The sequence below is a fragment of the Thauera linaloolentis 47Lol = DSM 12138 genome, from assembly GCF_000310205.1.
Classification (GTDB): domain Bacteria; phylum Pseudomonadota; class Gammaproteobacteria; order Burkholderiales; family Rhodocyclaceae; genus Thauera; species Thauera linaloolentis.
In genome coordinates this window covers 22,471-44,078 of the sequence record NZ_AMXE01000004.1, presented here as the reverse complement: position 1 = coordinate 44,078, position 21,608 = coordinate 22,471, and the positions used below count along the sequence as shown (strand labels likewise).

General features: G+C 65.4%; 17 protein-coding genes. 16 read left to right on the top strand and 1 reads right to left on the bottom strand.

Features of this window, described 5'->3' with window-relative positions:
- Positions 1 to 19 precede the first annotated feature (19 nt).
- The gene (locus C666_RS02255) at positions 20 to 580 is read left to right on the top strand and encodes a DNA-directed RNA polymerase subunit beta family protein (protein ID WP_004333216.1); all 561 of its coding nucleotides are present in this window, start codon (positions 20 to 22) and stop codon (positions 578 to 580) included.
- Positions 581 to 648: 68 nt separating this feature from the next.
- On the opposite strand, the gene C666_RS02250 is transcribed toward C666_RS02255, so the two are convergent.
- Complete coding sequence (locus tag C666_RS02250; RefSeq protein ID WP_004333215.1) at positions 649 to 1,620, bottom strand: helix-turn-helix domain-containing protein; 972 nt, start codon at positions 1,618 to 1,620, stop codon at positions 649 to 651.
- A gap of 75 nt (positions 1,621 to 1,695) precedes the next feature.
- Between C666_RS02250 and C666_RS02245 the strand changes: the two genes are divergently transcribed.
- From C666_RS02245 to cysS, 15 genes are all read left to right on the top strand, one after another.
- Positions 1,696 to 2,916: a class I SAM-dependent methyltransferase gene (locus tag C666_RS02245; protein ID WP_211206703.1), complete on the top strand. Its 1,221-nt coding sequence runs from the start codon at positions 1,696 to 1,698 to the stop codon at positions 2,914 to 2,916.
- The gene (locus tag C666_RS02240) at positions 2,916 to 4,157 is read left to right on the top strand and encodes an MFS transporter (RefSeq protein WP_004333211.1); all 1,242 of its coding nucleotides are present in this window, start codon (positions 2,916 to 2,918) and stop codon (positions 4,155 to 4,157) included. The genes C666_RS02245 and C666_RS02240 overlap by 1 nt, the downstream gene beginning before the upstream one ends.
- A 164-nt stretch (positions 4,158 to 4,321) precedes the next feature.
- Positions 4,322 to 5,494: a molybdopterin-synthase adenylyltransferase MoeB gene (gene moeB, locus C666_RS02235; protein ID WP_004333210.1), complete on the top strand. Its 1,173-nt coding sequence runs from the start codon at positions 4,322 to 4,324 to the stop codon at positions 5,492 to 5,494.
- Between the two features lie 17 nt (positions 5,495 to 5,511).
- Positions 5,512 to 5,922, top strand: coding sequence for a M67 family metallopeptidase (locus C666_RS02230; protein ID WP_004333208.1), 411 nt, complete (start codon positions 5,512 to 5,514; stop codon positions 5,920 to 5,922).
- 57 nt (positions 5,923 to 5,979) lie between these two features.
- Positions 5,980 to 6,252, top strand: coding sequence for a MoaD/ThiS family protein (locus tag C666_RS02225; protein WP_004333205.1), 273 nt, complete (start codon positions 5,980 to 5,982; stop codon positions 6,250 to 6,252).
- Between the two features lie 85 nt (positions 6,253 to 6,337).
- Entirely contained in the window at positions 6,338 to 8,167 is a 1,830-nt protein-coding gene (locus tag C666_RS02220; RefSeq protein ID WP_004333204.1) for a CoA transferase, read from the top strand.
- Positions 8,164 to 9,813, top strand: a complete 1,650-nt coding sequence (locus C666_RS02215; protein WP_004333202.1) for an AMP-binding protein — start codon at positions 8,164 to 8,166, stop codon at positions 9,811 to 9,813. The genes C666_RS02220 and C666_RS02215 overlap by 4 nt, the downstream gene beginning before the upstream one ends.
- A complete protein-coding gene (locus C666_RS02210) occupies positions 9,788 to 11,905 on the top strand; it encodes a TonB-dependent receptor (RefSeq protein ID WP_211206702.1) in 2,118 nt (705 codons plus the stop codon). Before C666_RS02215 ends, C666_RS02210 begins: the two co-directional genes overlap by 26 nt.
- Before the next feature lie 44 nt (positions 11,906 to 11,949).
- Positions 11,950 to 13,170 carry an acyl-CoA dehydrogenase family protein gene (locus C666_RS02205; protein WP_004333197.1) on the top strand — a complete coding sequence of 407 codons (1,221 nt, stop codon included), beginning with the start codon at positions 11,950 to 11,952 and terminating at the stop codon, positions 13,168 to 13,170.
- Between the two features lie 59 nt (positions 13,171 to 13,229).
- Complete coding sequence (locus C666_RS02200) at positions 13,230 to 14,366, top strand: MFS transporter (RefSeq protein WP_211206701.1); 1,137 nt, start codon at positions 13,230 to 13,232, stop codon at positions 14,364 to 14,366.
- Between the two features lie 1,155 nt (positions 14,367 to 15,521).
- Positions 15,522 to 16,991 carry a phospholipase D-like domain-containing protein gene (locus C666_RS02190; RefSeq protein WP_004333192.1) on the top strand — a complete coding sequence of 490 codons (1,470 nt, stop codon included), beginning with the start codon at positions 15,522 to 15,524 and terminating at the stop codon, positions 16,989 to 16,991.
- Positions 16,976 to 17,200, top strand: a complete 225-nt coding sequence (locus C666_RS20300) for a hypothetical protein (protein WP_038000682.1) — start codon at positions 16,976 to 16,978, stop codon at positions 17,198 to 17,200. The genes C666_RS02190 and C666_RS20300 overlap by 16 nt, the downstream gene beginning before the upstream one ends.
- Positions 17,201 to 17,611: 411 nt before the next feature.
- The gene (gene zigA / locus C666_RS02185) at positions 17,612 to 18,784 is read left to right on the top strand and encodes a zinc metallochaperone GTPase ZigA (RefSeq protein WP_004333190.1); all 1,173 of its coding nucleotides are present in this window, start codon (positions 17,612 to 17,614) and stop codon (positions 18,782 to 18,784) included.
- Positions 18,785 to 18,946: 162 nt separating this feature from the next.
- Positions 18,947 to 20,065, top strand: a complete 1,119-nt coding sequence (locus tag C666_RS02180; RefSeq protein WP_004333188.1) for a CobW family GTP-binding protein — start codon at positions 18,947 to 18,949, stop codon at positions 20,063 to 20,065.
- Positions 20,062 to 21,474 carry a cysteine--tRNA ligase gene (gene cysS, locus C666_RS02175; protein WP_004333186.1) on the top strand — a complete coding sequence of 471 codons (1,413 nt, stop codon included), beginning with the start codon at positions 20,062 to 20,064 and terminating at the stop codon, positions 21,472 to 21,474. The genes C666_RS02180 and cysS overlap by 4 nt, the downstream gene beginning before the upstream one ends.
- Positions 21,475 to 21,608 lie beyond the last annotated feature (134 nt).

The window sequence follows — 21,608 nt, the reverse complement described above, 5'->3', positions numbered from 1 at the left end:
CGGTTTTCGACCAGATACCATGACTCTTCGTACCTGCTTCATCCTGTGCCTCGGGCTGGCATCCATCGCGCCGGGGCACGCACAAACGCCCTCCCCTCCGGGACACCTGAAGCTCATCGACACGCTCGATCGCCCGGAGGACGGCTATTGCCTGGACATCGTTGGTTCCGGCCCCTACATCCGCTTCGATCTGCCGGCGACCGCTCACAACTGCAAACCCGGGTTGTATGCGGATGAGGCGGTGATCGTCGATTCGAGCGGGTACATCCGGTTCCCCGCCTACGACAACAAGTGCCTGACGGCCGCCGGCCTGAATGGCCGCGCGTTGCCGGGCGCTGGGCTCGTGGTCCGCAACTGCGGCGAACGGTCGCCTTTCCTCGAAGCGCAGGCGCTCCAGGTTTTTCACTTGAAGGATTCCGGGCAGGTTGAGCTGAACCGCTCTGGCTTGTGCCTTACGGTGGGCCCTGAGTCCGCAAGCACGTTCGACGAGACTCACCGGTGGCGGTCACTCTATCTGGACGTGTGCGCCAACGCGGATCCTTCCCGCTCTCGCTGGCACTTCAGCGTACCTCCGAGCTGAGCGCGATGATCCGTCCCTGGCGGCTTTGCCATCCGGCATGCAAAACAGGGCGGGACTAGGCCGCAAACTCACCCCTCCAGCGCCCGCTTTCCGAACATCGCCTTGGGCGATTTGCCGTGGTAGCGGGTAAAGGCGACGGTGAAGTTGTTGGCGTACTTGTATCCCACCTGCCAGGCCACCTGGGACACCTGCTGGCCGGATTCGAGCAGGGCGATGGCCTTGTTCATGCGCAGTTCCAGCAGTAGTTCGGTCGGTGTGGCGTTGTAGAGGTAGATCATGCCGTCCTTGAGCTTGTTCTTGTTGGTGCCGACGATGGTGGCGAGGTAGTCGAGCGTGAGGGGTTTGTCCAGGTGCTCGTCCATGATCTGCCTGGCTTTTTCGATGCGTTCGATTTCCGATGGCGAAAACGGTGATGATGGGGCGCAGTGCTGCGGCGCCAGCAAGCTGAATTGTTCGTTGAGCAGGCTGAGCGTGTGGATGTGGAGATCCAGGCGCGAGAGCCGGGTCTGGCAGGGCAGCAGATGGCTGAGCAGTGCCTTGGCGTGGGTCATCGCGGCCGGAGTGCTGGCGCGGAAGGCCAGGCGGCTGAGCTGCCTGCTGCCGAGGATTTCGGCGGTGCGCTCCTGGCCGACGTATTTGCAGATCAGGGATTCGTGCGCCACCACCCGCAGTTGCGAGACGGTATCGCCGGCTTCGTAGCGCCGCTCGCCGGGTATCGCGCGGAAGGATGAAATGGTGGTGTAGCCCTTCTGGAATTCCAGGCTCGTGGCGTCCTGCCCTTCGTAGCAGGAGCGGCCTTTCATGCCAAGGGTGATGACCATGACGTGGCCATCGTGCGGCCCGTTGGTTTCTTCGATCAGCGGCACGCTGGGGATGTAGTGCAGCCTGCCCAGCCCGAGCCCCGGTTCGAGCTCCACGAAATCCTGGTAGCAATGGCCGATGTCTTCGGGCAGTTGCAGCCGGGTCTTGCCACTTCCCAGGGCGCTGCGGATACGGGGTTCGTCCAGTGTCAGCCGGCAGCAGTTGTTGCGCGCACTCATGTCTCGCTACCGTCTTTTCGAAGGGGTTGAATTTCTTGCATAGATATTTGTGCTTTTCGCATAGCCAATGACGGAATGATTCTCATTAATATAGTCCATCATTTCCACCTTACCAAGAACAATCAAATCGAATACGGCAATACAGACAAATCAAATCGCCAATCCATCAAATACGCTTTGAATCTCTCGCCGCAACGGCCTTTTGCCACAGAGATGGAACGCACCATGACCTATTTTCCTCATGATCCATATCCCACCCTGCCCGTCTCGCCCGTACCGGCGCAGGTGCAATCCTGTTGGGATGCACAATTGGCCTGCCAGGATTCCGATGTCCTGAGCCTGGCACTGGAACTGGGGCTGTTCACCCATCTGGATGAATTCGCCACGGCCGAACAGGTCGCATCACAGCTGGCGCTGTCGCCAGGCAATACCCGGCTGTTCCTCGAGGTGCTGGCCAGCATGGGCGTGCTGGAGCACACGTCCCGCGTGCCGGGGCAAACAGCGCCCGCGGTCTACCGAACCCATCCCCAGATGCAGCCCTACCTGAGCCCGGCATCATCGCTTTACCTCGGAGACGCGCTGCTGTTCCGCCACAAGGTGTTGTGCCGGTCACGCAAGCAACTCGAAGTGCTGCTGCGCGAAGGCGCGCCGCCCCGAGACGCCGCCCCCGACGAAACGGCACAGCAAGCATGGGCCAGGGCAGCCCGGGTGCAGATCGCACAAGAACAGCGCGCCATTACCGTACCGGTGGCACGCCGGATCGCAGGACGCCTGCCCGACCGCCTGCAATGGCGGACGATGCTCGACCTGGGCGGCGGCCCCGGCCTTGTGGCAATCGCGCTGGCGCAGGACCTGCCCGATTTGTCCGGGGTGGTTTACGACTATCCGTCCGTCGCCGAGGTGGCACAGCACAACATCGAGGCGGCCGGCCTGCAGGGGCGCCTGCAAAGCATGGGCGGCAATCTGGCGCATGATGACTTCGGTTGCGGCTACGACCTGATCTGGTGCTCGTCAGTATTGCATTTCGTGCCCGACGAAGCCCCCGTCCTCCAACGCCTGCATGCCGCACTCAAGCCGGGCGGCGTGCTCTTGTGCGCCCATGCCGAGGCCGGCGACCGCCGCGTACTGCAGTACTACCTGCGCATGCGCATGCAGGGCCGGCAGGTGCTGCCCGAAGGCGCGCTGGCACGGCAACTGCGCAAAGCCGGTTTCACCGACGTGACGACCTGTGCGGACGTGGATTTTCCGGTGGCGCCCGTCACCGTTCTGATAGCTCGGAAAGGAGAAGCTCTTTGATGACCAAACCCCGCCTGCTCGGCCTGCAACTGCTGTTCGGCTGGATGAACCTGGTGCTGGCCATTCCCAGCATCTACCTGATGTTCGGCATGCCGCTGGTGATGCGGCAACACGGGTGGAGCGGCACCGAAATCGGCTTGTTCCAGTTGGCCGCGCTGCCGGCGATCTTCAAGTTCCTGTTCGCCGTGCCAGTGCAGCGCGTGCGCCTGGGACGCGGTCATTTCGCGCACTGGCTGCTGCTGCTCAGCGCGGCGATGCTGGCGCTGTACTGGCTGATCGGACGGCAGAACCTGATCGACGATCGCGTGCTGCTGTTCGCACTAACCTTCGCCATCAGCATCGCCGCCACTTGGGCGGATATTCCGCTGAATGCGCTGGCGGTGCAGTGGCTGCCGCGCAGCGAGCAACTGCGCGCAGGCAGCATCCGCTCCGCGGCCTTGTTCCTGGGGGCCATCGTCGGCGGCGGCATCATGATCGTGGTGCAGTCGCGCATGGGCTGGCAGGTGCCGTTCTGGATCATGGGTGCCGGCCTGTTGGCCGGCTGCCTGCCGTTTGCGCTGCTGCGTTCACGGGCGGCCCTGCCAGAGCGGGCCGGCGATGTGCCCATTCCCGGCGTGGTGGCCGACTGGGCAGGTTTCTTCAACCAGCCGGGGGCCCGGCAGTGGACGCTGATGCTGTTGACCAGCTTTCCCTTCATCGGCGCGGTGTGGCTGTACCTCAAGCCCCTGATGCTGGACATGGGCATGCCGCTCGAACGGGTGGCGTTCATCGTGGGCATCGTCGGCGGCGTGACCGGCGCGCTGTTCAGTCTCATTGGCGGACGCCTGGTGCCGGTGCTGGGGACGGCACGCGCCATCGTGCTGTACCTGTTGGCGGCCTTGTGCTCGCTGGCGCTGCTCACCGTCACCGTATGGGTCAAACTGGGCACGGGCTGGCTGATCGCCAGCGCAATTTGCGTGGCCGCGAGCATGGGCGCCGTGTCGGCACTGATGTTCGGGCTGACGATGTTCTTCACCCGGCGCCAGCGCAACGCTTCCGACTATGGCCTGCAGACCACGCTGTTCACCGCAGCCCGGATGGCGGTCCCCATCGCCGCCGGCGTGCTGCTCGACCGCCTGGACTACAACGGCATGCTGGCCGGCCTGACGCTGGGGGTCCTGGTCGCCTTCGGGCTGGCATGGCGGGTACGCGGCAAGGTGGGCGAATCGGCACAGTCGGTACTGGCAAACGAGACCGATTGACGCGAGGAAGGCGCATGGGAGCTGCTGGTATGCGCTGATGCCTGGCGATGGATTCTCCGCATAGTTTTTCGTGTCATCCGCATACTAAATAACCAGTTAAGCATATTGCCATACGTATATTTAATAATGATAATCATTTCTATTGAATCAACGAAGGAAATGATATGTCATTACCCCCTCTGGTCGCGCCCGCAGCGCAGCTCAGCCGCGAAGAAATCAATCGCTACAGCCGCCATCTGCTGATTCCCAATGTAGGCACGGTTGGGCAGCGCCGGCTGAAGAATGCCAGGGTGCTGGTCATCGGCGCTGGCGGGCTGGGCTCCCCTACCCTGCTTTACCTCGCGGCAGCCGGAGTCGGAACCATCGGCATCATCGACTTCGACCGGGTGGACGATTCCAATCTTCAGCGTCAGGTGATCCACGGTGTGGACACCGTGGGTGAATTGAAGGTCGAAAGCGCCCGACGGGCCATCGCCCGGCTGAACCCCTTCGTCGAGGTGGAAACCTTCACCGACCGCCTGGAACGCGACACGGCGGTGGATCTCTTCTCCCGCTTCGACCTGATCCTGGACGGCACCGACAATTTCGCCACCCGCTACCTCGTCAACGACGCCTGCGTGCTGGCGGACAAACCCTACGTATGGGGGTCGATCTTCCGTTTCGAAGGACAGGTTTCGGTGTTCTGGGAGAAGGCACCGAATGGGCGCGGCCTGAATTATCGCGACCTGTATCCCGAACCTCCGCCGCCGGAAATGGCTCCGTCGTGCTCCGAGGGCGGCGTGTTCGGCATTCTGTGCGCATCCATCGGCGCCATCATGGCGACCGAGGCCGTCAAGCTCATCGCCGGCATCGGTAAGCCGTTGCTCGGGCGCCTCGTGGCCTATGACGCGCTCGAGATGCGTTACCGCGAACTGCCCATCCGCCGCCTGCCGGACCGCGAGCCGCTGACCCAACTGGCTGCGGATTACCAGGCATTCTGCAATCTGGGGGCGCCGGCCGCCGACACCGCATCCTTGCCCAGCATTACGGCGATCCAGCTCAAGACACTGATGGACCGGCAGGCAATGCCAGTGCTGATCGACGTCCGGGAGGCGACCGAATGGGACATCGTCCGCATTCCAGGCTCCACGCTGATGCCCAAGTCCCCCACGTTGGTGCGCACCCTGCTCGAGCAATACGGCCGCGATGCCGACCTGGTGGTCAGTTGCAAAAGCGGCAGGCGCTCCGCCGAAGTCGTCTCTGAACTGCAGCGGCTGGGCATGCGCAATGCCCGCAATCTCGAGGACGGCGTGCTGGCATGGATCAGGGACATTGATCCCTCGCTGCCAAGCTATTGACGACCGGAGCCCGAGGCATGGCCCTGCATATCAAGAACCAGGCTCTGGAGCGGATCGTGGCCCAGGCGTACCGCGACCACCCGATCGAGACCTGCGGCATCGTGGTTTCGGCATCAGGCAGCACGGTAGCCAGTAGGGTCGTGCCGATGCGCAACCAGGCAGCTTCCGAGACCTTCTTCCTGTTCGATTCGCGCGAGCAGTTCCGGGTTTTTCGGGAACTGGACGAGCACGGCGAGACCTGCCGTGTGATCTACCACTCCCATACCGTGAGCGAGGCCTACCCAAGCCGGGAGGACATCGAGTACGCGGGCAGCCCCGAGGCGCACTACCTGATCGTGTCGACCTGGGATCACGCCAGAGAGGCCATACGGAGTTTCCGGCTGCTCGACGGCAGGGCCATCGAGGAAAGCGTCTGCATTCTAGCCTGAGCTTCTCCACCCACTTTCAGAAACGCCATAGCCAGTGACTGGCAAAAGGAGTCTTGCATGTCGGTTTCAGTGATTGTTCCCACCCTGTTGCGGCCATTGACCAACGGAGAAAAAGAGGTTTACGCCCAGGGCAATTCCGTGGCCGAGGCCATCGACCATCTCGAAACCCAATTCCCGGGGATCAAGGCCAGGCTCGTCAATGGCGACCAGGTTCACCGCTTCGTGAACATCTACGTCAACGAAGACGACATCCGTTTTGCCGATGGCCTGAGGACGCTGGTCAAGGCCGGAGACAGCCTGACCGTACTGCCAGCGGTTGCGGGCGGCTGAGCCGGGTACCGCGACTGCTACCACTGGATGCCCCTTGCTCTTAAAGGCATGGGGCACGCACAACGCTTTGCCTGCGGGTTTCGATATGCCGCCCCTGCTGAATCAGTTTTCCCTCTTGCATGCACAGACCACGCCGTTTCCGGCGTGGGGCGCCATGCACGCATCCTTTGCCGAACAGGCCCACCTGCTGGGCATCCAGCAGCCGGGGCATTCTCTGCCGGTAGGCATGGACAGCGCCGCATTCGCGCTGGCGCATCCCGCCCTTTCGCCGATCCAGGGCCATTATGTCTCTCCGGCCAGTTGGATACCGCTTGCGGACTTTTCCGAACCTTTGCTGCAGGCCGCCAGCGGCATCATGTCGGTGCATGGCCGGGCCAGCGGCCGGGCGCAGCCCCTCGGGGTGGGCTACCTTGCCACGCTGACCGGCGCCATGGCTTTGCAGGCCACGCTGGCTGCTGCCATCGGCCAGCTCCGTGGCGGCACGTTCCAGCAGGTGGGTGTCTCTCCGCTGGGCTGCGGGCTGCTCGGCATCGGCCAGTATCTGGCCGGTGCTACGGCACGGGAAGAACGTGAGCATTTCTTGCCGGGCCGTGCCAATGCATGCCTGCGGCCGCCCTTCCGCTCTGCCGATGGCGCCGTTTTCGAGCTGGAAACGCTCGACAGCGGGCCATGGCGATGCTTCTGGGAAAGCGTCGGCATCAAGCCGGACGTGGCCGGCACGGCCTGGCGCGCGTTCCTACTGCGCTACGCCAGGGCGATGTCCCCACTGCCTGCCGAGTGCATCGAGGCACTGGCGCATTTGCCCTATGAGCGCATCCAGGTACTGGCCGAGCAAGCCGGCGTGGCGGTGGTGCCGGTACGCACGGTGGCGCAGCGCCGGCAAGACGTAGACTACCAGCGTGGGCAGGGCCAGCCCTGGGCATTCAGCGAACCCGCTTTTGCGCCCGGCAGGCCGTGGACGGCGTCTGCCCCGACGCACCTGCCCCTGCAGGGACTGCGCGTCATCGAATCGTGCCGGCGCATACAGGGTCCGCTGGCAGGGCATCTGCTGGCGCTGCTGGGCGCCGAGGTCATCCGCCTCGAGCCACCGGGCGGCGATCCGCTGCGCGCCATGCCCCCATGCGCCGACGGTTGCTCGGTGCGTTTTGATGCCTTGAACCATCTCAAGCGCATCCAGGAAGTAGACATCAAATCGCCTGAGGGCCGGCAACTAATCCATGAGCTGGTCCGTGAGTCCGATGTGTTTCTGCACAATTGGGCGCCCGGCAAGGCGCAGGCCCTGATGCTCGATGCCGAACACCTGCATGCCGTTCGGCCGCAACTGGTCTATGCCTACGCCGGCGGCTGGGGGAGCGCCCCTGTCACGGCACCGGGCACCGACTTCACGGTTCAGGCCTGGTCGGGCGTCGCCGATGCGATCGCCACGGCCTCGGGCACGTCTGGCGGATCACTGTTTACGGTGCTCGACGTGCTGGGCGGCGTATTGGCGACGCTGGGCGTGACCGCGGCCCTGCTCAGGCGCTCACTCACAGGCACTGGCGTCCACGTCGAAAGTTCCTTGCTGGGCGCGGCCGACCTTCTGATACGCGGCAATGCGCCCCCTCCGGCTGGCACCTTGTCCGGGGTGTACTCCACCCGATCCGGCCTGATCGCCATCGACTGCCAGCGTCCCGAGCAGTCCAGGTCGTTGGCGACGCTGCTCGAGCAGTTGGCCGGCGCAGCATGCCCGGCCTCGCTGCCGGAGCAGTTCCACGCGCTGGCGGCAGCCGAATGGGAGGTGCTGCTGAGCGCACGCGGCATCGGAGCCTGCGTGGTCACCGAAGACCTTCGCGATCTTGCCGCCGATCCCCGCATTGCCGAGTGCCTGGGCCACAGAGCCTATTCGTTTGTCAAATCCCCTTGGAGCTTCTCATGAACAACGCCGGCATCATCGATCTGGTTCCCGCCGAGGAACGCAAACGCTGGGCACAGGACGGCACCTATCCCAACCAGCCCGTGTTCACGCTGTTTGCCGCCAAAGCCAGAGTACATCCCGACAAGGAGGCCGTGCTGTCGCCTCAGGGCAGCGTGAGCTATGGCCAGTTGTTCGACGCAGCCCTGCGCCTGGCGCGAAGCCTGCGGGATTCGGGTATCGTCACGGGCGACGTGGTGGCCTACCAGTTGGCCAATCATTGGCTGTGCTGCGCCATCGATCTGGCCGTGGCAGCGCTCGGTGCCGTCGTGGCCCCCTTTCCGCCGGGCCGCGGCAAGCTCGACATCCAGTCTCTGGTGCGCCGCTGCGATGCACGAGCGGTAATCGTTCCCGAAGAATACGCGGGCATCGATCTGTGCGAGGTCATCGAGTCGCTGCGTCCCACCTTGCTGTCCATGCGCCTACTGATCGTCCAGGGCAAGCCGCGCGATGGCTGGGTAACGCTCGATGCGCTGATGAACGCCGAGCCGCTGGATGGCGACAGCCTGCCCGAGGTGTGCCCGGATTCCCCGGTGCGCCTGCTGGTTTCTTCGGGCACGGAGTCCGAGCCCAAGCTGGTTGCCTATTCGCACAATGCGCTGGTGGGAGGGCGTGGGCGCTTCTTGCAGCGCGTCACGCCGGCTGGCGAAACGTTCCGCGGCATGTACCTGATCCCGCTGGGATCGTCCTTCGGTTCCACCGCTACCTTCGGCGTCCTATGCTGGCTGGGCGGCTCGCTGGTGGTACTGCCCAAGTTCGATGTAGCTGAAGCTATCAGAGCCATCGCGGCGTTCCGGCCCAGCTTCATTCTCGGCGTGCCGACGATGCTGCAGCGCATTGCCGCCGAGCCCGCGCTGGCGCATATCGACAAATCAAGCCTGCGCGGCCTCATCGTCGGCGGCTCGGTGATCGACGAGGCCACAGTGCGCAAGTGCTGCGAGGCTTTCGGCTGCGGCTTCATCAGCCTCTACGGGTCTGCCGATGGCGTGAACTGCCACAACACCCTAGACGACCCCATCGAGGTCGTGCTGAACAGCGTGGGCAAGCCGAACCCTGCGGTCTGCGCGATCCGCCTGGTCAACGAGGATGGCCGCGAAGTGCCGCAGGGCGAGATCGGCGAGATCACCGCGCGCGGACCGCTAAGTCCGATGCAGTACGTCAACGCGCCCGAGCTGGATGCGCTTTACCGCGACCCCCAGGGCTGGGTGAAGACAGGCGATCTCGGCTTCATCGACAGCAACGGCCATCTGGTGCTCGCGGGGCGCAAGAAGGACATCATCATCCGTGGCGGCGCCAACATCAGCCCGGTCCAGATCGAAGGACTGGTGATGGCACATCCGGACGTGGTCACCGTGGCCTGCGTACCGGTTCCCGACGCCGATCTCGGACAGCGGGTATGCCTGTGCGTCACCTTGCGCGAGGGTGCCCGGAAATTCTCCCTCAAGGAGATCACCGACTTCCTGCGCGCCAAGGGCCTGGAAGTGAACAAGCTGCCTGAATACCTGCGCTTCTACCGCCACCTGCCGCTGACGCCCGCCGGCAAGATCGACAAGAAGGCGCTTGGCAGCGAGGTCGAGGCAGCCGGTGCCGACGCCGTGGCGCTGGCATAGCAGGGGCTGGATCATGAGTGCATCACGCCTTAGGGCCGTGTCAGCCTTCATCGCGCGCATAGGGGCTGCGTGCAAGTACTTTCCGTTCTATTTCGCCCCGATCGCCGTCCTGGCGTTGCTGCCCGCCCTGCCCCAGGCCGCATGGGCGCAGGCATCGGGCGAGCGAAGCACGGCGGAAGGGATGCAGGCGCTGCCCAGCATCACCGTCACCGCGGAGAAGATCGAGCGGACGCTGGAAGAAGTCCCTGCCAGCGTGGCCGTGGTGGATGGCTGGGAGATCGAACAGTCGGCCACCACCGGCCTGCAACAACTGGAAGGACGCATACCCGGCCTCTCCTTCCAGCCTTTCGGGCAGGCGGGCATGAATTCGCCCGTGATGCGCGGGCTGACGGCCAATTTCAACACTTTTTCCACCGCTACCCTGCTTCTGGTCGATGGCGTTCCCACGCTGACGGCTCAGGGGTTCGAGAATGGCCTGCTCGACGTGGATCGCATCGAAGTCATGCGGGGGCCGCAGTCGACCCTGTACGGCCGCAACGCTGAGGCGGGCGTAATCGCGATCCATAGCCTGCCGCTGGACGGCGAGCCACGCACCAGCATTTCCGGCGAAGCCGGCAATCGCGACAAGCGCGCCGTCCGCCTTGCACTCGGCCGCCCCATCGTACCGGACACCGTGTACGCCAGCGTGTCAGCGAGCTGGTCGGAACAGGAAGGCTTCATCGATAACCGCCACACCGGTCGCGGGGAAGATGAACGCGAGCGGCTCAACCTGAACCTAGGCCTGCGCTGGACGCCTGGTTCCGCCACCGATCTCGTGTTGCGCTACGCCCACCAGCGCTACAACGATGGCGCATCGCTCTGGGGAGCTCCCGCCGCTGCGCGTGCCAGCGTGGCCTCGGGAACTCCGGGCTGGAACCGCTCCAGGGGACAGATCCTGTCGTTGACCGCGAGGCATGATCTCAGCACCGGCCTGCGCCTGCATTCGATCACCGCCTGGAACGATTTCAGGGACCGGATCCAGCAGGACACGGATTTCATGCCCCTGGACGTCCTGCATGTCGGGCGCGACCACCATCTGCGCAGCCTGTCCCAGGAGTTCCGGCTGGAAGGAAAGCTCGGCCGGGCAGACTGGCTGGTTGGCATCTATGGCGATGGCAGCGACAACGACCTGCGCAGTATCAGCAAGACGATGATGGGGATGTCGGACATGCGCGCCCGGCAGGAGAGCCGGACAGCGACGCTGTTCACACACTGGAACCTGCCGCTGGCCGACCGCTGGTCGGTGTCGGCAGGCGCGCGAATCGAGCGCAATGAACTGCGACTGCGTCCTCGAGACCTGGAGGAGCAGAAAAAGGGCTGGACGCACGTGTCGCCCAAGCTGGCGATCCAGTATCAGACCGGGCCGGAACACCAGTGGTACGCCAGCATCGGCCAAGGGGTGCGCACGGGCGGCTTCAACGTGCTGGCGCCGATGATGGGCTACCTGCCGTATGACGCCGAAAAGAACTGGTCCTACGAAACAGGGCTCAAGGGCCGGCTCTTCGGCCTGCGCATGCGCTATTCGTTGTCCGCCTACTTGATGGACATTGATGACATGCAGGTCATGCAGATGCCCACCGTGGGCATGATGTACATCACCAGTGCAGCGACGGCGACATCCAGCGGAATCGAACTCGACGTGGACTACCTGCTGGGCGGCGGCTGGCAGTTCAAGGGCGGACTGGCCTGGAACCGCACCCGCTTCGACCGTTTTGTCGATGGCAGTGCCGACTATCGCGGCAAGCGCAATCCATTCGCGCCGGATCTGAACGGCCATGTCGGCATCCGCTACGACGCTCCTCAGGATTGGTACGTGCAAGCCAGCCTGGTGGGCAGCAGCAAGGTCTATCTGGACGCTGCCAACCACTACAAGCGCAACGGCTATGGCCAGCTCCACCTGAGCGCAGGGTACCGGCGGGGCGATTGGGAGATTTCAGCCTACGCACACAATGCCGGCAACCAGCGCTACGACGCCGTGGGGTACCAGAACGGATTCGTCACCGTCTATAGCCCGCCGCGCGAGCTCGGCGTACGGCTGACCTGGCGCCAGTAACCGAAGGCACGACCGCCGGAAGGCGACACACTGGAGAACATGTCATGAGCGAAACGCCCCCATCGGCATCCCCCGCAAGCGAATTGGCGCAGCGCGTCCGCCGCTTCGTCGATGAATTCATCCTGCCTGCCGAGCCCCTCCTCGCTGCCGAGGACAGCGCGGCGAGGGCATTGACACGTGCCTTGTCGCAACAGGCCAGGGATGCGTCCGTATTCGGCAACTTCTATCCGCTCAGGTATGGCGGACGCCTGGCCAGCCTGACCGACTACATCGAGGTGGCGGAGCAGGAAGGACGCTCGGAATACGCGCCAGGCATCCTGGGAGCCGATGCGACGCTGGATGCCTACATGCTCGAGCGCCATGCCGGCCCCTCCATCAGAGCTCGTTTCTTCCTGCCGCTGGTACAAGGCAATGCCGTTTCCAGCTATGCGATGTCGGAGCCAGACAGTATTGGTTCAATTCCGGCGACGATGAACTGCCGGGCCGAATTGGGGGACGGCAACTGGCACATCGATGGCCGCAAGTGGTTCATCTGCCGTTCCCAGCTTGCGGATTTCGCAACCGTGGTGGCACGCACCGGCGAGGGCCCGGTGGCGCAGGCCCTTTCCATGATCGTGGTCCCGACCGGTGCGCCCGGTTTCGAGGTTCTGCGTCCCCTATCGCTGCTGGGGCGCTGGCAGGGCCAGGCCGAACTGGCCTTCAAGGGCGTGCAGGTACCTTACGACCATGTTCTCGGCCAGCCCGGCCAGGGCATCGCCCTGATGCAGGAACGCCTGGGCCTGGGCAGGCTGCTGCGCTCCGCCCACTGGCTGGGGCAGGCACAACGCTGCTTCGAGCTGATGTGCGGGCGCGTTCATTCGCCGAAGGGACAACTGGCACGGCTGGCCGGCAAGCAGCTCGTGCGTGCGCGGATTTACCGGGTATACCGCGCCATCGCCACCGCTCGGAGCCTGGTGCTGGATGCAGCGCACAAGTTCGACACCGGCATCGGCAACAGCATCGAGGTCAATCTGGCGAAGCTGGCCGCATCCGATGCCGTAAGCGAAGCTTCGGACAGTGCCATCCAGATCATGGGCGCCGAGGGCCTGAGCGACTGGATGCCGCTGGCGGGCATCTACCGAAATGCCAGGACCACTCACATCCTGGATGGCGCTGACGATGCGCTGATCAGCACCATCGGCCGGCAGTTGCTGGACGCGACGACACCCGACACCGCATTCGATCCCAGGTACCCATCCAGGCGGCTTTCCAGGGCTGCCGAATGAGCGGAGAACCATCACTCCCCCGCTCAATGGCAGGGCTTTCCGGGCTGCTGGTGATGGCGATGGGCATGCCGATGATGATTTTCTACGCCATCGGCATCATCGGCCCACGCCTGATCTCCGATCTGGAAATCCTCCGCGAGCAACTGGGGTGGCTTACCGCCAGCACCTTCGGAGTCGCCGCGCTGTTGTCGCCCTGGGCTGGATCCCTGGTACAGCGGACGGGGACGCGCGCGGGGCTCGTGGGCCTGTTCCTGCTGGTCGGATTGTCGTTCTCGCTGATGGCCGTCCTGCCAGGGTTCGGTGGCTTGGTGGCGGCCCTGCTGTTCTGCGGCATCGCGCAGTCGCTGGCGAACCCTGCCACCAACCAGGCCATCGCCCACGGCGTGCCCGCTGCCCGCAAAGCCGGCGTGGTCGGCCTCAAGCAGTCGGGAGTGCAGGCATCCGCGCTGTTGGCGGGCGTGGCACTCCCGCCCCTCGTCCTGCTGTGGGGCTGGCGCGGCGCCCTGGCCGCCTGGGTTCCGGTGGCACTGTTGATGGCCGCACTGGTGGCTCGCTGGGTGCCTGCCAGGGCGACAACGATGCGCCCTCCCCCACTGTCCGTTCATGCACCCAGCATATGGCTGTCGATGCTCATGGCCATCCAGCTTTGCGCAGGCCTGGCGCTGTCTTCATTCATGACCTTCCTCGGTGTCTACGCCGACCAGTTGGGCGTGCCGGCAGCAACCATCGGCGCCATGGTCGCCTGCTTCGGCGCCATGGGAATCCTGTCGCGGGTACTGCTGACACCACTCGGCACCAGGCTGCGGGACGAAAGCGTGCTGCTGGGAGCCCTGTTCGTGCTCGCCGGCCTGGCACTGGCGGCCCTGCGCCAGGCCAGTCCCCAACAGCACTGGCTGTTATGGCTGGGGGTGATCGGAATGGGGCTGACGGTCGTCGCCAGCAACGCGATCGCCATGAGCATGCTGCTGCGCGACCAGCGATTCGGCGGCGCCGCCACGTCGGCCGGCATGTTATCGGCAGGCTTTTTCGGCGGTTTCGCCCTTGGCCCGCCCGCGTTCGGCTGGCTGCTCGCACACACGGAAGGCTTTGCCGCCGCCTGGCTGGGGCTCATCATCATTCTGCTGGCAGGCGGCGTTCTATGCCTGCTGCTATGGCATCTGCGCACTGGCGCGCCGGAACACGCTCATGAACGCTAGGAAGGTTTCCACCCCCGATTCCATCGATGCGCTTTTCGGAAGCCTGGACGGCATTGCCGAACAATGCGGCGACCGCTTTCCCCTGTTCCGGCCCGCGGCTGCCGCAGAATGGACCTCATCCAGGCGCGGCTCGTGGCTCGGTGGGTTCTGGGCCGGGCTGTGGTGGCTGCGCGCGGCCCGCTACGGCAGGACGCACGACCTCGAGACGGCGCGCATCTGGTCCACACGGCTCGCGTCATCGTTGCCCGAACCCTCGATCAACCGCAGTTTCGTCTTCTGGTACGGCGCTGCCGTCGGGTACCACGTTTGCGGCAACGATGCCGCCCGACGACTCGCGGTCCAGGCCGCACACGCGATTGCCGGAGATTTCGATCCGTCGCTGGCGGCATGTACGGTCGGGCCGGGCATGGGGGCCGGAGAGCCGGGCGCACGCCTGGTCAATGTCGATGCACTGGCGCCAACGCTGGCATTGCTGCACGACTATGGCGGCACCGAGGGACTTACGAAGGCGCACCTCCATTTACAGACCTGCCTGCGCTATCTGGCCACGGAGCATGGCGCCTGGCGAGCCAATGCAATACTGGAAGCCAACGGCATAATCTTGGCGGATGAAGCCGGCGCCTGGCCGCGCGGCCAGGCCTGGGCCATGCTGGGCATGGCCGAAGCCGTCCGCTTGTACGGCCTGTGCTACCGGGATGCGGCACTTCAGGCTTGCATCCATTGGATGCAGCATTGGGGAGAAGGCGCGGAAGACGGGACATCGTCGCGTGCATCGCACGACCCCTCCGCACAAGCCATTGCCGCCGTTGCGATGCTGAAACTGTATCGCCTGCTGCCGGACCAGCCCTGGCTGCTGCAGCAATCCCGTTCACAGATTTCCTCGCTCCTGCTTGCCGACGATATCGCCGAAACAGGACGCTTCGTCGGGCACCTTTACCATGCGGGCTCCGGTGGCGAGGAAAAAGTCGAATCGTCCTGCGCCACGTTCTTCCTGCTGGAAGCCTTGCTCGATCTGCGCGGGCATGAACAGTGCAACGGTATCCTTCAGATGGGTCGTTCGACATAGCGGGAGGCGCGCGTTCATGGTAGTACGTGGCGGGAACGGCCGGGCCGGCACCCGGCGGCCATCTGCCGCGTTCGACATCGGGGGCTGCCATGAACGAGAAGAACGACGCAAACCTGTTCCGCCTGGGCGAGAACTGCTGGCGGGTCGAAAAGGCGGACCGCTTCGCCTTCATCGTCGATGCGGCCGATTATTTCGTCGTAGCCCGCGAGGCGATGCTCGCGGCCCGCAAGAGCATCTTTCTCGTCGGATGGGATTTCGATGCCCGCATCAGCCTCGGCGAGAGTGACGACGAAGGCCCCGCGAAGCTCGGAGATTTCGTCCTGTGGCTGGCCAGGCGCTCGCCGGAACTGGAGATCCGGCTGCTGCGCTGGGACACCGGCGCTTTCAAGGCGCTTTTCCGGGGGCGGACACTGCTGACGATCCTGCGCTGGAAGATGCACCCCCGCATCACCCTGAAGCTCGATGGCGCCCATCCCTTTGCCGGCTCGCACCACCAGAAGATCGTGGCCATCGACGACTGCCTCGCGTTCTGCGGCGGCATCGACATGACCATGGGCCGCTGGGACCAGCGGGCGCACGAGGACGAGGCTCCCGCGCGCGTCGATCCGGACGGCACGCCTTACGAACCCTGGCACGACGCCACCAGCGCCTTCGACGCCGCCGCCGCCCGCGCGATCGGCGATCTGGCGCGCGACCGCTGGCTTGCGGCAACGGGAGAGCGCCTCGCGCCGGTCGAGGACGCGCACGATTGCTGGCCCGCGGGGCTGGCTCCCAGCTTCCGCGACGTCAGGCTCGGCATCGCACGCACCCGGCCCGAAATCGACGGCGCCGAGCCGATTCACGAAATCGAACAGATGTACCTGGATCTGATCGGGCGGGCGAAGCGGCTGGTCTATGCCGAAAGCCAGTACTTCGCCTCACGCAGGATCGCGCGCGCCATTGCTCAGCGCCTCTCGGAAGACGACGGGCCGGAGATCGTCGTCGTCAACCCGGTCTCGGCCGAGGGCTGGCTCGAACCCCTGGCGATGGATTCGGCCAGGGCGCGCCTCGTCGAAGCGCTTCAACGCATCGACCGCCACGGGCGCTTGCGCATCTATCACCCCCGGACCCGCGCCGGAGCGGACATCTACGTCCACGCCAAGGTCATGGTCGTGGACGACGTCTGCCTCCGCGTCGGCTCGTCGAATTTCAACAACCGTTCCTTGCGCTTCGACACCGAATGCGATGTGATTCTCGCCGCCGACGGCCCCGATTCAGCCGAGACACGGAAAAAGATCGCCCTGGTCCGCGACGATCTCATCGCCGAGCATCTGGGAGTCGATGCCGAAGACGTCGCCGACGAGTACCGGCAGCGGCGGTCCATGATCGCAGCCATCGAGCACTTGCGCGGTCCGGGGCGCAGCCTCGTCCGCTACAAGCTCCCCGAACTCGGCAGCGCGGAAGAATGGTTCGCCGACAACGAGATTCTCGACCCCGAGGGGCCGGATGCGGTGTTCGAGCCCCTCAGCAAGCGAGGCCTGTTCAAGGGCTGGCACTTCCTCCGGTGGCGGCGCCGCTGAGTGCCCCGCCCCGCGTCCCTGCCCGAATTACCGATCGCGCGCGGCTACGCAGGATTGCACCTCTGGTCGCGGAGAACATCCATGAAGGCACGGATGTGCGGCTGGCGCAGGGCCTCGGGGCGCGTCACGAGAAGAACATCCAGCAGCAGCGGTCGACCGCGCCGAAAGGCTCGACCATCATCCCGCGCTCCATCTGTCTCGAAGCCTGACGCCAGGCGACTGAAGTGCCGGAGCGGCCGCACTGCCATGCCGCACTCCTCGACTTGCCTGCGGGCCATCCGTATCCCGCCCTGACCGGCGGGCGAACCCCAGCCTGGCGGGAGAACTCTTGAAGCTTCTTTGAAGCCCTTTGATTGTTATGTTATAACATAACAATCATGAAACAGCAGGATTGCCCCCATCTCCATGCGCAATCCCGAAAAACCCACGGCCAACCAGCGATGCGTGCTGGCCGCGCGGCCTCAGCCATGCCGCTTGCGAACCCGCCGCCCGGTCATCGATCCGCATCGCAAATGCCCGGCGTGCACCGCATCGGGGCGTACCGACACCACCACCGTTATAACGAAAGACGACCAGCAATGAACGCAGACCAAGTTTCTTTACCGCAGAAAAAACTGCCCGTGACCGTACTCTCCGGCTTCCTCGGCGCCGGCAAGACCACCTTGTTGAACCATATCCTGAACAACCGGGAAGGCCGCCGCGTGGCGGTGATCGTCAACGACATGTCCGAGGTCAACATCGACGCGGCCCTGGTGCGCGACGGCGGCGCCGAGCTGTCCCGCACCGACGAGAAGCTCGTCGAGATGAGCAACGGCTGTATCTGCTGCACCCTGCGCGAGGATCTGCTGATCGAGGTCGACCGCCTTGCCAGGGACGGCCGCTTCGATCAGCTCGTCATCGAGTCCACGGGAATCTCCGAGCCACTGCCGGTGGCCGAGACCTTCACCTTCGAAGGCGAGGACGGGCGCAGCCTGGGCGAGGTCGCGCGGCTGGACACCATGGTCACGGTGGTCGATGCCTACAACTTCCTGCGCGACTACGGTTCGCGCGACAGCATCCGGTCGCGCGGCGAATCGCTGGGCGATGAGGACCAGCGCACGGTGGTCGACCTCCTGATCGGCCAGATCGAGTTCTGTGACGTGATCGTGCTCAACAAGACCGATCTGATCAGCGCGGAACAACGCGAGCAACTCACCGCGATCATGCGCAGCCTCAACCCGCGCGCGCGCATCGAGATCGCCGAGTTCGGCAAGGTGCCGCTGGAGCGCGTGCTGGACGCGGGCCTGTTCGATTTCGAGGAAGCCTCGCGGGCGCCGGGCTGGCTGCAGGAGCTGCGCGGCACGCACACGCCCGAGACCGAGGAATACGGCATCCGCAGCTTCGTGTACCGCGCGCGCAGGCCGTTTCATCCGCAGCGTTTCTTCGACCTGGTGGAAACCGAATGGCCAGGCGTGGTGCGCTCCAAGGGCTTCTTCTGGCTGGCCAGCCATCCGATGCTGGCCGGCTCCTGGTCGCAGGCCGGCGCGGTGGCCCGGCATGGCGTGGCCGGCTACTGGTGGGCCGCCGTGCCGCCGGAGCGCTGGCCGCAGGACCCGGAGTCCGTCGCCGCGATCCGCGCGAATTGGGACGACGAGGTCGGCGACGCGCGCCAGGAACTCGTGCTGATCGGCATCGACATGGATGAAGCCATGCTGCGCGAGTGCTTCGATCTTTGTCTGCTGACCGACACGGAAATGGCCCGCGGGCCGGAGTCCTGGGCAGCCTGGCACAACCCGTTTCCCGATTGGCCCTGAGTACGCCATGCATCCCATGTCGCAAACCGGACGGAAGCGCCGTCCCCCAGCCGCGCCGAACGGCGGCTCCGCCCATTCCCAAGGTCATGTCCGGCGCCCGGAAAGCCTGCCTCTCCACGAAGCCGCTGCCTACCCGGCGGCGGAGCAAGAAGGTGTCTCATCATGACCGAAGACCCCCTGCCGATTCCCGTCACCCTGCTGACCGGCTTTCTGGGCAGCGGCAAGACGACCGTGCTCAACCACCTGGTGCAGCAGCCCGAGCTGGCCGACGCGCTGGTCATCATCAACGAGTTCGGCGAAATGGCACTGGACCACCTGCTCGTCGCCCACAGCACCGAGAGCCTGGTCGTGGAAATGAGCAGCGGCTGCTTGTGCTGCACCATCCGCGGCGATCTGGTACAGACGCTGCGCGACATCACCTGGCGGTTTTCGCGCAACGGTGAGCGCCAGTTCCGCCGCGTTCTGATCGAGACCACGGGGCTGGCCGATCCGGCGCCGATCCTGCACACCTTGATGACGCACCCGCAGATCGCAGCGCGCTACCGGCTCGACGGCATCGTCGCGACCATCGACCTGGCGACGGGGACGAACACCCTGGACCAGCACGTGGAAGCCATCAAACAGGCGGCCATGGCGGACGTCCTGCTGCTGACCAAGGCCGATCTGGCCACCGACGAGCAGCGCGCCGCGCTTGCGCATCGGCTCGATGGCATCAACCCCGCCGCGCCGCGCTGGACCGTGCGCAATGGGGCGCTTGCACCCGGAAAGGTGCTGGACCTCGGGGTGTTCTCCACTGCGGGCAAGGTGCCGGACGTGGAGCGCTGGCTCAAGGAAGAAGCCTATGCGGAATCGCGGTTCCGCCCCCGTGCCCCCGATCGGTACAGCCCTGCCAGTCACGGCCGCCATCGCTACACGCATGGGCAGCGCGAGCACGGCGACGTGAACCGCCACGACGACCATATCCGCGCCTTCTGCTTCACGGTGGACGAACCGATCGCCGAGGACACGCTGGCCACCTGGCTGGACGTGTTGATGGCCTTCGTCGGCAGCAACATCCTGCGCGTCAAGGGCATCCTCAACATCGAGGGGCAGGATGCACCGCTCGTCATCCACGGCGTACAACACATCTTCCATCCGCCGGTGCCGCTGCCCGCCTGGCCTGGCGAGGATCGCCGCTCGCGCCTGGTGTTCATCACCCGCGACGTCGGGCGCGAGCTCATCGAGGCCACCTTCCGCGCATTCCGGCAAGTGCCGCCGCAGCCCGAGGAGCATGCGGCATGAGTTCCGCCGTCCGCCTCCACAACACCCTGACGCGCCGCAAGGAAGCGCTTCGCACCGGACAGCCCGACCGGGTAACGATGTACGTCTGCGGCCCCACGGTCTACAACTACGCCCACATCGGCAACGCCCGGCCGGCGGTGGTGTTCGACGTGCTCGCACGCCTGCTGCGGCACCACTACCCGCAGGTGGTCTACGCCCGCAATTTCACCGACGTGGACGACAAGATCAACGCCGCCGCAGCCGCCGAAGGGGTGACCATCGGCACCCTCACCGCGCGCTACATCGACGCCTACCACGCCGACATGAACGCCCTGGGCGTGCTGGCGCCCGACCTGGAGCCGCGCGTCACCGGGCACATCGCTGAGATCATCGCGCTGATCGAAGCGTTGGTGGCGCGCGGCCACGCCTATGTGGCGCAGGGCCACGCGTTGTTCCACGTGCCGTCCTGGCCCGACTACGGGCGCCTGTCCGGGCGGCGCACCGAAGACATGATCGCCGGCGCCCGGGTGGAAGTCGCGCCCTACAAGCGCGATCCGATGGACTTCGTGCTGTGGAAGCCCTCCACGCCCGACCTGCCCGGCTGGGACAGCCCCTGGGGGCGCGGCCGCCCCGGCTGGCACATCGAGTGCTCGGCGATGATCGGCCGCCACCTGGGCCACACCATCGACATCCACGGCGGCGGCCAGGACCTGATCTTCCCCCACCACGAAAACGAAATCGCCCAGGGCACCTGCGCCCACGGCGCGCCGTACTGCCGCACCTGGGTGCACAACAGCTTCGTCACCGTGGACGGGCAGAAGATGTCCAAGTCGCTGGGCAATGTGCTGCTGGTGCGCGACCTGCTGCACCAGGCGCCGGGCGAGGCGATCCGCCTGGCGCTGCTGTCCGCGCACTACCGCCATCCGCTGGACTGGAGCGCGCAGCGCCTGGCCGCCGCGCGGCTGACCCTAGCGCGCTTCTACCGTGGCCTGGAGAAGGCCGAGCACCTTGCCCTGCCCGACGCCGCGCCCGACGACGAAGTGCTGGGCGCCCTGGGCAACGACCTCAACGTCCCCGGCGCACTGGCCCGTCTCCACGTGCTGCTGGCAGAACTGGCCGGCGCCGGCGCCGATGCCGAACGGGCGCAGATCAAGGCCCGGCTGCTGGCCTCCGCCCGCCTGCTCGGGCTGTTGGAGCAGTCCCCGGAAACGGCGCTGGCGGCCTTGCACACACCTGCTCCAGCGCAGGCCGCAATGCCGCTCGACGCGGCCTGGGTCGAGGCGCGGGTAGCCGAGCGCGAGCAGGCCCGCCGGCAGCGCGACTTCGCACGCGCCGATGCGCTGCGCGGCCAGCTGGCCGAGGCCGGCGTCCTGCTCCGGGACACGCCGCAGGGCAGTACCTGGGCCCTGGCCGAAGAGACGCCGGTATGAGGCACTGACTCATTCGGGCGGCGACCTTGTCGGTCCGGGGCCACCGGTCGTTCATCGGCCCGCTGCCCCGCTCCGCGCTGCCGCTTTCATCCAACCGCCCCGCAGTACGCCATCGAGACGGCACCTACGCATGG

What these genes read in the sequence shown, in the direction of transcription:
- cysS (WP_004333186.1), top strand. Translation starts at nt 20,062, where the DNA reads ATGAGTTCCGCCGTCCGCCTCCACAACACCCTGACGCGCCGCAAGGAA.
- moeB (WP_004333210.1), top strand. Translation starts at nt 4,322, where the DNA reads ATGTCATTACCCCCTCTGGTCGCGCCCGCAGCGCAGCTCAGCCGCGAA.
- C666_RS02245 (WP_211206703.1), top strand. Translation starts at nt 1,696, where the DNA reads ATGATTCTCATTAATATAGTCCATCATTTCCACCTTACCAAGAACAAT.
- C666_RS02220 (WP_004333204.1), top strand. Translation starts at nt 6,338, where the DNA reads ATGCCGCCCCTGCTGAATCAGTTTTCCCTCTTGCATGCACAGACCACG.
- C666_RS02205 (WP_004333197.1), top strand. Translation starts at nt 11,950, where the DNA reads ATGAGCGAAACGCCCCCATCGGCATCCCCCGCAAGCGAATTGGCGCAG.
- C666_RS02255 (WP_004333216.1), top strand. Translation starts at nt 20, where the DNA reads ATGACTCTTCGTACCTGCTTCATCCTGTGCCTCGGGCTGGCATCCATC.
- C666_RS02200 (WP_211206701.1), top strand. Translation starts at nt 13,230, where the DNA reads ATGGGCATGCCGATGATGATTTTCTACGCCATCGGCATCATCGGCCCA.
- C666_RS02250 (WP_004333215.1), bottom strand. Translation starts at nt 1,620, where the DNA reads ATGAGTGCGCGCAACAACTGCTGCCGGCTGACACTGGACGAACCCCGT.
- C666_RS02215 (WP_004333202.1), top strand. Translation starts at nt 8,164, where the DNA reads ATGAACAACGCCGGCATCATCGATCTGGTTCCCGCCGAGGAACGCAAA.
- C666_RS02240 (WP_004333211.1), top strand. Translation starts at nt 2,916, where the DNA reads ATGACCAAACCCCGCCTGCTCGGCCTGCAACTGCTGTTCGGCTGGATG.
- C666_RS02225 (WP_004333205.1), top strand. Translation starts at nt 5,980, where the DNA reads ATGTCGGTTTCAGTGATTGTTCCCACCCTGTTGCGGCCATTGACCAAC.
- C666_RS02180 (WP_004333188.1), top strand. Translation starts at nt 18,947, where the DNA reads ATGACCGAAGACCCCCTGCCGATTCCCGTCACCCTGCTGACCGGCTTT.
- C666_RS02230 (WP_004333208.1), top strand. Translation starts at nt 5,512, where the DNA reads ATGGCCCTGCATATCAAGAACCAGGCTCTGGAGCGGATCGTGGCCCAG.
- C666_RS02190 (WP_004333192.1), top strand. Translation starts at nt 15,522, where the DNA reads ATGAACGAGAAGAACGACGCAAACCTGTTCCGCCTGGGCGAGAACTGC.